At 37.9% G+C, this 12,730-nt stretch carries 12 protein-coding genes; 10 read left to right on the top strand and 2 right to left on the bottom strand.

The window, feature by feature from the left end; translation table 11 throughout:
- Positions 1-759 precede the first annotated feature (759 nt).
- Complete coding sequence (locus ACFIK4_RS01590; RefSeq protein WP_375638089.1) at positions 760-2,850, bottom strand: lytic transglycosylase domain-containing protein; 2,091 nt, start codon at positions 2,848-2,850, stop codon at positions 760-762.
- A gap of 250 nt (positions 2,851-3,100) precedes the next feature.
- On the opposite strand from ACFIK4_RS01590, the gene dapA reads away from it, so the two are divergent.
- The gene (gene dapA, locus ACFIK4_RS01585) at positions 3,101-3,985 is read left to right on the top strand and encodes a 4-hydroxy-tetrahydrodipicolinate synthase (RefSeq protein ID WP_375612952.1); all 885 of its coding nucleotides are present in this window, start codon (positions 3,101-3,103) and stop codon (positions 3,983-3,985) included.
- Positions 3,986-4,003: 18 nt separating this feature from the next.
- A complete protein-coding gene (gene smpB, locus ACFIK4_RS01580; RefSeq protein ID WP_012231306.1) occupies positions 4,004-4,480 on the top strand; it encodes an SsrA-binding protein SmpB in 477 nt (158 codons plus the stop codon).
- A 48-nt stretch (positions 4,481-4,528) separates the two neighbouring features.
- Here smpB and ACFIK4_RS01575 read toward each other — a convergent pair whose 3' ends face one another.
- Positions 4,529-5,197, bottom strand: a complete 669-nt coding sequence (locus ACFIK4_RS01575; RefSeq protein WP_375638131.1) for a uracil-DNA glycosylase — start codon at positions 5,195-5,197, stop codon at positions 4,529-4,531.
- A 570-nt stretch (positions 5,198-5,767) separates the two neighbouring features.
- On the opposite strand from ACFIK4_RS01575, the gene rpoZ reads away from it, so the two are divergent.
- From rpoZ to era, 8 genes are all read left to right on the top strand, one after another.
- Positions 5,768-6,166, top strand: coding sequence for a DNA-directed RNA polymerase subunit omega (rpoZ, locus tag ACFIK4_RS01570; RefSeq protein WP_273791104.1), 399 nt, complete (start codon positions 5,768-5,770; stop codon positions 6,164-6,166).
- 128 nt (positions 6,167-6,294) lie between these two features.
- The gene (locus ACFIK4_RS01565) at positions 6,295-8,520 is read left to right on the top strand and encodes a RelA/SpoT family protein (protein WP_375654947.1); all 2,226 of its coding nucleotides are present in this window, start codon (positions 6,295-6,297) and stop codon (positions 8,518-8,520) included.
- A gap of 16 nt (positions 8,521-8,536) precedes the next feature.
- On the top strand, positions 8,537-9,115 hold the full coding sequence (pyrE, locus tag ACFIK4_RS01560; RefSeq protein ID WP_375613047.1) for an orotate phosphoribosyltransferase: 579 nt from the start codon (positions 8,537-8,539) through the stop codon (positions 9,113-9,115).
- 93 nt (positions 9,116-9,208) lie between these two features.
- Positions 9,209-9,781 carry a DUF2062 domain-containing protein gene (locus ACFIK4_RS01555; RefSeq protein ID WP_375674699.1) on the top strand — a complete coding sequence of 191 codons (573 nt, stop codon included), beginning with the start codon at positions 9,209-9,211 and terminating at the stop codon, positions 9,779-9,781.
- Positions 9,782-9,842: 61 nt separating this feature from the next.
- Positions 9,843-10,244 carry a holo-ACP synthase gene (gene acpS / locus ACFIK4_RS01550; protein ID WP_375629295.1) on the top strand — a complete coding sequence of 134 codons (402 nt, stop codon included), beginning with the start codon at positions 9,843-9,845 and terminating at the stop codon, positions 10,242-10,244.
- 79 nt (positions 10,245-10,323) lie between these two features.
- A complete protein-coding gene (gene lepB, locus ACFIK4_RS01545) occupies positions 10,324-11,136 on the top strand; it encodes a signal peptidase I (protein ID WP_375611213.1) in 813 nt (270 codons plus the stop codon).
- Positions 11,117-11,824 carry a ribonuclease III gene (gene rnc / locus ACFIK4_RS01540; protein ID WP_375674696.1) on the top strand — a complete coding sequence of 236 codons (708 nt, stop codon included), beginning with the start codon at positions 11,117-11,119 and terminating at the stop codon, positions 11,822-11,824. The genes lepB and rnc overlap by 20 nt, the downstream gene beginning before the upstream one ends.
- Entirely contained in the window at positions 11,817-12,722 is a 906-nt protein-coding gene (gene era / locus ACFIK4_RS01535) for a GTPase Era (RefSeq protein WP_375612948.1), read from the top strand. Before rnc ends, era begins: the two co-directional genes overlap by 8 nt.
- The last annotated feature ends 8 nt before the right edge of the window (positions 12,723-12,730 follow it).

Here is a 12,730-nt window from a genome sequence, read left to right as displayed (position 1 = left end):
TTTTTATACCATTCGTGAGAGGATTTTCGTAAGTACTTTTCAGATACACCGTTGTGAAATGGACTTAGAAACATTAAAATAAAACAATAATATAAATAAGAAAAACATACTATTTGGGGATACTCTGTTTTGTGTGAAGGATGTGAGCTTATATGTAAAGCTTATATGTAAAAATGAGAAAAACAAAAAGCAAAGTTTCATCTTCATTATTAAAAGATATTGACATATTTAAAAGTCGTAAAACCGAATGAAAAGGGAAGATGCAGAAGAAAATTGTTTGTCTTTAAAGGCTTTCTAACTCAATGTGTCTGTCTTTCTGTTATCAGAAATAATCCAAACGATATATATATATAATAACGTGCTCTTATTTGGTATAGAAATGTTATAAGCAGAAAAAATAGTTTTAAAAAATGCTGTTTCACAAGATTTGAATATTGTCTAATAAGCAGTAGTAAAAGGATGAGCTATTTGTTTCACTCTTTTCTTATATTTGTAATCTCTATGATATTGTCGTTTATGTTGAGAAGAAATGAACTATTTGTACGACATGTTTATTTATAATGATAATTCATCATTTTGTATTTGGAATAAAAGACCAAAATAGCGGAGGGTTTTCTCATTTCGAATTTATTAATACTGAATTAATTAAAATTACTTTTTATATATCCTAAGAAGGTTGGTATGTGGGTACTATTTAAAAAGGAATAAAAACACTTCTTGTGAACGCATTTCAAATGCTATTTGGGAAGTTAAGGCATATTATTTCCGTCGACCAGAAAGCAAGTCGGTTGTTATATCTATTTTCCCAGTGAGTCTTGCTTTGTAGACACCATAATTTTCCATGACACGCATCACGTAATTACGTGTTTCTGTATAAGGAATACGTTCAATCCAATCAATGACGTTATCGAGAGATTGACCTCGAGGATCGCCATAACGTTTTATCCATTCATTGACTCGACGGGGACCCGCATTATAGCCAATAAGAGTTAGTATATAGGATCCATTAAAACGTTCTAATTGTTCATTGAGAAAATGAGCACCTAATGTTGCATTATAATGAGCATCACTGCTAAATTTTTTAGGAGACCATGCGATTGAGTATTTTTTTGCCAGTGCTTTTGCTGTTGTAGGAAGCAATTGGAGTATACCTTGTGCACCTGCTTTTGATATGGCTGTTGGATTAAATTCGCTTTCTTGGCGTGCAATGGCATAGATAAGCGATTTTTCTTCTACAGAAATATTAGCAGAAGCTGGTATAGCTCCCAGAGGATGAGAGAGTGCACCGACATTTTTCCCCTGAAAAACAGCCATTTTTCCAATTTTGAGGCTGGTATAATAGTCTCCATTTTTTTCTGCCATAACAGCCAGAAGAGCTAATTCACCGGGGCTTTCTATTTTTTTTCCGAGCTCTCTATAAAAAATTTTAGCAAAATCAGCATAGCCGGCTGCTTCAAGACGTTGAATTGCTTTGATCGCTTTTCGTGCACTAAAATGTTGTCGCTCAGCGGTTGTTGGTTTGGGAAAGAAAACTTTAAGCTTTTTTTGGTTGAGTCGTGCAGCGGCTAATTGACCATAGTAAGTTGCACCAAAATGAGCTGCGCGATGAAAGTATTGCTGGGCATTTTGATGTTCTTCTAGCGTTTCTGCTGTTCGTCCCATCCAGTAATATCCACGTGATGCATAAAAAGGTAAAGAAGAGAGTTGAGGAATACGTGAAAAATGCTGCATTGCCAATTTAGGGTTATGAAGAAACCGTAGTGCATACCACCCTGCATGAAACTCAGCATCGACGGCTAATGCAGATGTTATACCAGTGTGCATTGCAACAAGTTGATAAGCAATTTTTGGTTTGTTTAAATCGAGCATTTCACGAGAAAGGGCGCGTTGTTCTTTCCACAATGAATGAGGGTTCATAAGGCGGAATGCATCTTTTGATGTTTTCATCATGAGTGCTGCTGCTGCATCATATTGCTCTGTTCGTCGAAGATGGCGTATTCGAGCAAACTGAAAAAGAGGATCTTTTTGCCATGATCTCTCTACAGCTTTTAATTTTTGTGTAGCTCTAGGATCATTTTTTTCAACGGCCACAAAAGCATTAAAAAGAGATTGAGCATGGGCTAATTTTGCAACGCGTGCTGCTGAATCAAAACGATGTGCATAGAGCATAAACTGCATGCGTCTCAAATGATCAATAGGTTTTAATGCAGCGTTTGCATTTTTAAGAACAAATACTTCTTCTTTTGCATTAAGCTGTGTTTTATGCCACCATGGCGCAATAACGTGTTGAGCACGAGTGGTTTGTCCCGTTGCGATAAGTGCTTTAGCGAAGAGAGCCATCCCTTGTGCTGTTTGGGGCGGGTGATGAGAAAATTTTTGGATGATTGCGCGTGTGACGTTGGTTTCGTTAAGAAAAGCACGTTCAGCATTGCGTTGCATCGTTTCTATACCGGGCCATCCTTTTAGCATGTTGATTGCATTAAATATTTCAGAACTGGGTATATTAGCTTGGTTTGACACCCCCAGCGCCCATGTCAAAATATGACGATCAAGGCTATGTTTTTCCATTGAATTACGAAGATTTATTGTTTTTGCAATATTGTTGTTTGCTAGTGCATCTAGCCCAGTTTTCAGTTGCTGAAGTGTAGCAGTATTGTGTGATGTAGTGTGTATCTGTTGAAGAGATTCTTGAGCTTCTTTTGCGGTAAAGGGAGTAGGGCGAACCAAAGGGATTGGTACTTTCCCTTGCAAAAGGGGTGTTTGCGCGTATGCACTTGAAAATAAAATTCTTATTGCCAGTATAAGTGTAGTAAAGGTTGATACGAAAAGAGAGGTGGATAATACACGCATAGAGAAAAGACCTTGAGACCTTGCTTTTTGTAAAAACTTAAGGATTTATAGAACACAAGCATGAAAAACGCGTTAATATAGACGGCTTATTTTAAAGAAATGTTCAACATTTAAGGAGGGACATTTTCATCTTATGGGGGCTTTTTTTGAAATTCATCTTGCTTCAATGATAGAGCAAGATTATGTTCTATTTAAAATTTATAAAAGGCGATTATAAAAAAATAAAAGCAAACATTATAGGGAGTTTATCATGCTCAAGGGAGCTATAACTGCGCTTATCACACCGTTTGATAACAAGGGCGCGATTGATGAGAAGGCGTTTTGTGATTTTGTTGAATGGCAGATCACACAAGGGATTAACGGAGTAAGCCCTGTTGGGACAACAGGTGAATCAGCAACGTTAAGTCATGAAGAACATAAGCGGATTATAGAATTGTGTGTTGAGCAGGTTGCAAAGCGTGTTCCTGTTGTTGCTGGAGCGGGATCAAATAGCACAAGCGAGGCTGTAGAGCTTGCACAATACGCGCAAAAAGCTGGTGCAGATGCAGTTTTGGTTGTCACTCCCTATTATAATAGACCAAATCAATCTGGTTTATACAAGCATTTTTCTTCCATTGCCAAAGCTGTTTCTATTCCGATTATAATTTATAATATTCCTGGTCGTTCTATTATCGATATGGCTGTAGAAACGATGAAAGACCTTTATCAAGATTTTAACAATATCATTGGTGTTAAGGATGCAACGAGCAGAATTGAGCGCGTTAGTGAACAAGGTGAAAAGTGTGGAAAAGATTTTGTGCAGCTTTCCGGTGATGATTGTACGGCGTTAGGTTTTAATGCACATGGAGGTATGGGGTGTATTTCAGTTTCTTCTAATGTTGCTCCAAAGCTTTGTGCTGAACTTCAAGCCGCTTGTTTTCGTGGTGATTATAAAACAGCACGAGAATTAAATGATCGCTTGATGCCTCTTAATCGTGCTGTGTTTATTGAACCTAGTCCAGCAGGTATTAAATATGCTGCTGCAAAATTAGGATTTTGTGGTGATACTGTGCGTTCTCCTATTGTTCCATTAACAGAAAGAACAAAGAAGATTATTGATGCAGCCCTCAGTCATGCTGGTCTTTTAAAAGCATAAAATGATATTGACAAAGCCATGAATAAAAAAAAGAACGCGCCCGTACGGAAAATAATTGCTGACAATCGTAAAGCACGTTTTAATTTTGAAATCCTTAATAATCTCGAGGCTGGTCTTGTCCTTCAGGGAGCGGAAGTGAAGTCCTTACGTTCTAATCATGCCAATATTGCTGAAAGCTATGCGAGTTTTGAGAATGGGGAATTATGGTTAGTAAACAGCTATATTCCTGAATATACGCAGGCTAATCGTTTTAATCATGAACCACGACGTTTGCGCAAATTATTACTTTCAAAACGTGAGATGGCACGTTTTTTTAATGCAACGTCTCGTGAAGGAATGACACTTGTTCCTCTCAAACTTTATTTTAATGAACGAGGGCGCGTTAAGTTGGAGATCGCTCTAGCGCGGGGGAAAAAGCTTCATGATAAGCGCGAAACGGAAAAAAAGCGTGATTGGGGACGTGAAAAAGCAAGACTTTTAAAAAGATATGGATGATGGATGCGATCTAGATATTCTTTATTCATAGCACTTTTTAAAACAGTTTTAGCATTGATCTAAGTATGTTTTTGCTGCTTGAAAGATTTGGTGAAACATGGCGTCTGTCAAGCGCCCAGTATTTGTATTATAACGAGAACAGTGATAGCTCGAAAAGATGCGTAATCTGCCGATGTTATTGATTTCACCGTGTCCAAAAGGGTGAGATAAAACTTTTGCATTAAGGGCACGTATCGTTGAATGGTGCGCAATGGTGCCTAAGGTAATAACGGCTTTAAGTTTGGGAAGATTTGTTAAAAGAGGTGAAAAGAAATAGCGGCACGTGTTAATTTCTGCACCGGTGGGTTTATTTTCTGGTGGAACGCAACGAACAGAGTTAACAATTGCTGCATCAATAAGTTCAAGAGTATCGTCTGCTCTTTCTTCAAAGGTTCCTTGGGCAAAACCAAACTTTTTTAAAGTTGAATAAAGTAAGTGCCCAGCATAATCACCAGTAAATGGACGTCCAGTTCGATTTGCTCCGCGTAATCCAGGAGCAAGCCCAACAATAAGAAGGCGTGTTGTATCTGGCCCTTTATAAGGAAAGAATGGGCGCACCGGTGCGTTATACCAACTTGGTTCTTTTACACGCCAGCCAGCGATAAATTGATGAAGCCTAGGACATAAATTGCAATTTTGGGGTGGTTCTGGGTAAAGTGATGTTAATTGGCTATTCATGGTGTTAGGCATCAATCGTTTTTCTATTTTTTTGAGTCTTTATATAGCGTATATGACGGGTTATGTTTTGATAAACAATCTATAATGAATATAAATAAACTTTTTTAGAAGAAAGTTTAATATAAACTTATTGCTCATTATTGTGTAAAGAGAGATTATCTTTCAGTAATTTATTCGATGAATAAGAGTGCGATACACATGATGTTCAAAGAAAAAAGTTTTCTCTTTAGATAAAGATATTATCATAAAAAGTATGTATAAGGCTGCTGTTATTGCAAAGGGTTTAAACAGCAGGTATTCCTTTTAAAAGGATAAGGACTCCAGACAAGTATTTTGTCAAGAAAGACCTCCCTTTGTTTGAAGTCAATCTATTGGAATGCTTTTAAAAGAAATTTTGATAACAAGCATGAATAGGTTATACATTTTTATAAATTTTCCAAGAATTTTTTTAAATAAGTTCTTTAATCAAAAAATATAAAAGTTTGTGTTGTTTTTCTTGTATTTTATTTTGATTATTGTATATACTCCTCTATCCGCTATTAAATTTTTTTATTTGAGAAAGAGGCATAAATGGCCCGCGTAACGGTAGAAGATTGTATTGATAAAGTTGACAACCGCTTTGAATTGGTACTTTTAGCAGGTCATCGGGCGCGTCAGATTTCACAAGGAGCGCAGATTACGGTTGATCGTGATAATGATAAAAATCCAGTTGTTGCTTTGCGTGAAATAGCAGAAGAAACATTGTCGCCTGCTGATTTAAAGGAAGACCTTATTCATTCGTTGCAAAAGCATGTGGAAGTAGATGAGCCAGAAATGGCAAGTGAATTTATTACCCATTCAGGTGAAGCTGAAAGTGTTTTTAATACGTCGTCGCAAGAAGAAGGTACTTCATTTGATCATATGTCAGAAGAAGAGCTTTTAGCGGGTATTGAAGGTTTGGTTGTTCCAGAAAAAAGTGACGATTATTAATTGCAGCAATTTATGTTACAGGAGTAAAGATACCTTGTCATGTAAGGAGCAATTATTTTTCTTGTCTTTTATTGATAGGACATGTTCAATAAAGATTAGAGGTGTGAAAAGATAAAGGATATGCTCGTATGATGCGTCAGTGTGAGCTTGTTGGACGTGTTCAACGTTACAAGTCTGACGTAGATGAGGCTCTTTTAAACAGGGCCTATGATTATGCAATGAAAAAGCATGCACATCAAAAGCGTGCGTCAGGTGATCTTTATTTTTCTCATCCTTTAGAAGTTGCTGCTATTTTGACAGATATGCGGTTGGACGAGGCAACGATTGCTGTTGCTCTTTTGCATGATACAATTGAAGATACAAGCGCTACACGAGCAGAAATTGATCAGCTTTTTGGTTCTGAAATTGGGAAGTTGGTTGAAGGGCTTACAAAGCTTAATAAGCTTGATCTTGTATCAAAGAAAGCCGTACAAGCAGAAAATCTTCGTAAACTTCTTATTGCTATTTCTGATGATGTTCGTGTTCTTTTAGTCAAACTTGCTGATCGTCTTCATAATATGCGTACCCTTGGTGTTATGCGTGATGATAAACGTCGGCGAATTGCTGAGGAGACGATGGATATCTATGCGCCACTTGCAGGTCGTATGGGTATGCAGGATATGCGTGAGGAATTAGAGGATCTCTCTTTCTTTTATTTAAATCCAGAAGGTTATCGTACGATTACCAATCGACTTTCTGAATTATTGAAACACAACCGTGATTTGCTTTCCACAATTGAAAATGAATTGACAAAACTTTTTTTCGAGCATGGCATTAAAGCAGATGTTAAAAGCCGTCAGAAAAAATCTTATTCAGTTTTTCGCAAAATGGAAAGTAAAGCATTATCTTTTGAACAATTATCGGATATTTTTGGATTTCGTGTGATTGTTGAGTCCGTGAATGATTGTTATCGTGCTCTTGGTGTCATTCATACGACATGGCCAATGGTTCCTGGTCGTTTTAAAGATTATATCTCTATACCAAAGCAAAATGATTATCGTTCTATTCATACAACAATTGTTGGTCCTTCAAGACAACGTGTTGAGTTGCAAATTAGAACGGCTGCTATGGATGAAGTTGCTGAATATGGGGTTGCTGCTCATTCCATATATAAAGAGCACGGTTCCAATTATTCGACTGTGAAGTTATCAAGTGAAACGAATGCCTATGCATGGTTGCGTCAAACGATACAATCTTTGTCTGATGGAGATAATCCAGAAGAGTTTTTAGAACATACAAAACTTGAGCTTTTTCAAGACCAAGTTTTTTGTTTTACGCCGAAAGGTCGATTAATTGCTTTTCCTAAAGGAGCTACGCCTATTGATTTTGCTTATGCCGTCCATACAGACATCGGTGATTCTTGTGTTGGTGTAAAAATCAATGGTCGTATTATGCCTTTAATGACCAAATTAAAAAATGGTGATGAGGTTGATATTATTCGCTCACACGCTCAAATTCCGCCAGCAGCATGGGAATTTCTTGTTGTCACGGGTAAAGCACGTTCAGCTATTCGACGAGCAAGTCGTGCAGCGGTACGTAAACAATATTCGGGTTTAGGATATCGTATTCTCGAGCGTTCATTTGAATATATGGGAAAGCAATTTTCAAAAGACCTTTTGAAGAAAGTTTTGCCACGTTTAGCACGTAAAGATGTAGAGGATGTATTGGCTGCTGTTGGGCGTGGAGAGCTGTTTTCCGCTGATGTGATTAAAGCGGTTTATCCTGATTATCAAGATCACCGTGTGGTACAAAAGTCATCTTTTAAGCCTGGGGAAGAAGGTTGGTTTAATATTGAAAATGCTCAAGGTATGATTTTTAAAGTTCCAGAAAATGAAAAGAATGCAATGGTCGAGAATCATCAATCTAAAGCCTTGCCTATTAGAGGAACCCGTGGAGATATACCCGTACGTTTTTCACCGGAAGGAGCAGTACCTGGAGATCGGATTGTTGGTATTATGCAGCCAGGAGCTGGGATTGTTATTTATCCAATACAGTCTTCAGCTTTGATGGCATATGATGATCAGCCAGAACGATGGATTGATGTCCGCTGGGATATTGATGCCCAAATGAATGAACGTTTTCCTGCACGGATGAATATTTTAGTTGTAAATAGTCCTGGTTCTCTGGCTGAAATTACACAAATAATTTCTGCTAACGATGCCAATATCCAAAATTTATCTTTTATCCGTACAGCACCAGATTTTACAGAAATTATGATTGATTTGGAAGTGTGGGATTTAAAACATTTGAATCGTATTTTTTCTCAGTTAAAAAAGGCAGGTTCAGTAAGTACAGTACGGCGGGTTCATGGATAAAAAGAAAGATTTTGCAATGAAGACACAAGATGTCATTGATATTTTTAAACAAGCAGATGCTATTCTAGAAGGGCATTTTATTTTAACATCGGGGCGCCATAGTGCGACTTATATGCAAAAAGCGAAAGTATTCATGCATGCTGACTTGACGGAAAAGTTATGTCGTGGATTGGCTGAAAAAATCAAAAAATCTATCGAGGGAAAAATTGACTATGTTGTTGGTCCCGCAATTGGCGGTCTTATTCCTTCCTATGAAACTTCACGTCACCTTGGTGTTCCTTCTCTTTGGGTAGAGCGTGTAAATGGCATCTTTGAATTGCGTCGTTTTGAAATCAAGAAGGGTGCACGGGTTGTTATTGTTGAAGATATTGTAACAACGGGTCTTTCCATTCGTGAGACTGTTGAAGCGCTTGTTGCAGCAGGAGCAGAGGTATTGGCTAGTGCATGTATCCTTGATCGTTCTGGTGGTAAGGTCAATGTTGGAGTTCCATTGATTGCGCTTGCTGAATACGAGATAACCTCTTATGCTAGTGATGCACTTCCTGCAGAGCTTTCTGTTCTTCCCGCGATTAAACCAGGCAGTCGAAATATTTAATTGTCGTTATATTTTTTTTGTGCAAAAGCTTAAAAAGATTAATTTGGATGATATAGATTATTTCATCATCAAAAGATGTATATTGAGAGTCATATGCTTTTTCGTCGTCGAGAACCAATAGATTTTGTAACGCGTATTCGACTTTGGTTATGGCCACGTCGTTCATTTTCTCGCTCATTTTGCTACATACATAAACGTATTTTGCGTATATCAGCAACACCGCATGAAGTAGCATTAGGGGTTGCTGTTGGCGTTTTTTTAGCTTGTTCCCCTTTCTTTGGGCTGCATATTATTTTGGCAATATTTTTTTCTTGGCTTTTGCGTGCAAACTTTGCTGCCGCAATCATTGGGACAATTTTTTCTAATCCACTCACATTTTTATTGATTGTCATGGCTGATTATAAAGTAGGGTATTTTTGTTTATCACTTTTTAGCGATGTCAAAGAGATTTCTCTTTCGCAAATTCGTGCTCTATTTAATGGTTTGACATTGTCAAATCTCTCTCTCCTCTTTAAAGGCGCATGGGACACAATTATGAGTCCTATGATTTTAGGGGGAACTCTTTTAGGTATTGTTTTTGGTGGTTTATCTTATATAGGTGTTTACAGAGCAACGGTTCGTTTTAAACAAAAGCGATATCAAAAGATTATAAAAAAAGGCGTTTAAAGAAGCGCTCATCGCCTGTATTAAAACAGAAATAAATTTAAGAAAGATCGGGTAATATCTTATGATTATTGGTCTTGGAAATGATCTGGTTGATATACGACGTATTGAGAAAATGTTGGTTCGTTATGGTGAGCGTTTTATTGAACGTATTTTTACGGATATTGAAAGAAATAGATCTGAAAATCTCAAAAAAAGCTCCTCTTCTTATGCAAAAAGATTTGCTGCTAAAGAAGCATGTGCTAAAGCCTTAGGAACGGGAATCGCTTGTGGTATCAATTGGAAAGACATGGGGGTAGTTAATTTGCCGTCTGGTAAACCAATAATGCAATTAACAAATCGTGCGCAAATACAACTTCAAAAGTTATTACCTCCTCATCATGATGCAGTTATTCATCTTAGTATAACAGATGATTTTCCTTGGGCACAGGCATTTATTATTATCGAAGCACTTCCACGTGGATAGATGGCATGAGAGATTGTGCTTTTGTTATTTGAATATTATGATGAAAAAAATTATATCTGTGATGAGAAGGCAGTTGGTGATGATCCAAAAAGATAAAGTGCATAAAAAAGAAAAAAAAGGTGGGCTTCGTGAATTTATTTCTGTTTTAATACAGGCTTTGCTTTTAGCAGCGTTTATTCGGACACTTTTTTTCCAGCCGTTTAGTATTCCTTCCGGTTCAATGCGTCCTACTTTGTTGGTGGGAGATTATCTGTTTGTTTCTAAGTATGCATATGGGTATTCTCGTTTTTCCATCCCCTTTTCTCCTCCTCTTTTTTCTGGACGGATTTGGGCATCTCAACCTCAACGTGGAGATGTGGTCGTTTTTCGCTTACCAAGTAATCCGAAGATTGATTATATAAAACGCGTTGTTGGGCTACCAGGTGATCGTATACAAGTCCGTCAAAGTGTCCTTTATATTAATGATGAGGCTGTTTCACGTCACTTTATGGGGGAGATTGATAATTCTGATATAACAGAGGTTAACTATCCTGTTGAGGTTTATCGCGAGACAATGCCTAACGGTGTCAGTTATGATACACTTGATTTAGCTTTCATCCCGAAAGTTGATGATACAGAAGTCTTTGAAGTTCCTCAAGGACATTACTTTATGATGGGAGATAACCGCGACAATTCAGATGATAGTCGTTTAGATGTAGGCTATGTTCCAGAAGAAAATCTTATTGGTCGCGCGAGCGTGATTTTCTTTTCTATCAGTAATGGTTCAAGTGCTTGGCAGATTTGGCGCTGGCCATTTGATGTGCGTTGGAAACGTTTGTTTTCTTTCATAAATACGGTTCATGATTTGCCGCTTATCAAGCAAGGAAACAACGATGAAACGTCTCATGATTGATCAGCTTTTCAAGCTGACGGGGCATCGTTTTAAAGATGAAGAGAGGTTAAAGAAGGCATTAACACACTCGAGTGTACAAGATTCGGAACAGGGGAATTATGAACGACTAGAGTTTCTAGGGGATCGGGTTTTAGGGCTTTTGATTGCAGAGATGCTGTATCAACTTTTTCCTCAGGCAAGTGAAGGTGAATTATCAGTCCGTTTAAATCATCTGGTCAATGCACAGACATGTGCTGATATTGCGCGTGAAATGAGACTTCCTGATATGATCCGTGTTGGTTTTGAGATGAAAAATTTTGAGGGGCGTCGACTTATCAACATGCATGCAGATGTCGTGGAAGCTTTGATTGCCGTAATATATCTCGATGGAGGATTGGAAAGCGTTCGCCCTTTTATTCAAAAATATTGGCAAAGTCGGGCAAAGAAAATGGATGCTGGTCGACGTGATGCCAAGACAGAATTACAGGAATGGGCGCATATCCAAGGCAATGCACAACCACATTATCAGGTTATAAAACGTTCAGGTCCAGATCACGATCCTGTTTTTATGGTAGAGGTCAGTATTTCTGGGTTTGCTTCAGAGATTGGGCAGGGAAGCTCCAAAAGATATGCTGAAAGAATTGCAGCTGAAAAAATTTTGCGACGAGAGGGTGTATGGAAAACAGTAGGAAAAAATGATCATGAGTGACGTTATGAAAAAGCGTTCTGGGTTTGTTGTGCTTATTGGGATGCCTAATGCCGGTAAATCGACATTGGTTAATCAATTGGTTGGAACAAAGGTTTCAATTGTAACACATAAGGTACAAACAACACGAACTTTAATCCGCGGTATTGTCATTCATGATGATGTGCAAATTGTGTTGGTTGATACACCGGGTGTTTTTCGTCCCCATAAGCGCTTAGAACGAGCCATGGTCTCTGCTGCTTGGGGAGGGGCTAAGAGCGCTGATGTTCTACTCGTTTTAATTGACGCTCAAAGTGGTCTTTCGGATGAAGTTGATATGATGTTAGATATTGTAAACAATATGAAACAAGAAAAAGTTCTTGTTCTTAATAAGGTTGATACAGTTGTTAAATCATCTCTTCTAGCGTTAACCACTAAAATAAATGAACGTGTAAAGTTTGCGCAAACATTTATGATTTCTGCTCTAAACGGTTCTGGTTGCAAGGATTTACTTCATGCGTTGAGTAACATGATGCAGGAAGGGCCATGGTATTATCCGGAAGATCAAATTTCTGATATGCCTATGCGTCATCTTGCTGCTGAAATTACGCGTGAAAAACTTTTTCTTCGTCTTCATGATGAACTTCCTTATTCCTCAACGGTTGAAACAGAAAACTGGGAAGAGCGTTCAGATGGTTCCGTTAAAATTAATCAAGTTATTTATGTCGAGCGTGAGAGTCAGAAAAAAATTGTCTTAGGAGCAAAAGGAGATACAATTAAAGCGATTGGTCAAGCAGCACGTAAAGAACTCATGGAAATTATGGATCAAAAGGTGCATCTTTTTCTCTTTGTGAAAGTGCGCGATAATTGGGATACCGATCCAGAACGTTATCGTGAAATGGGATTGGATTTTTTAAAATAAGATTTTTA

This window comes from Bartonella sp. AP9QHHD (genome assembly GCF_042195625.1).
In the GTDB taxonomy this organism is placed as follows: Bacteria; Pseudomonadota; Alphaproteobacteria; order Rhizobiales; family Rhizobiaceae; genus Bartonella.
This window is presented reverse-complemented; position numbering and strand designations above follow the sequence as displayed.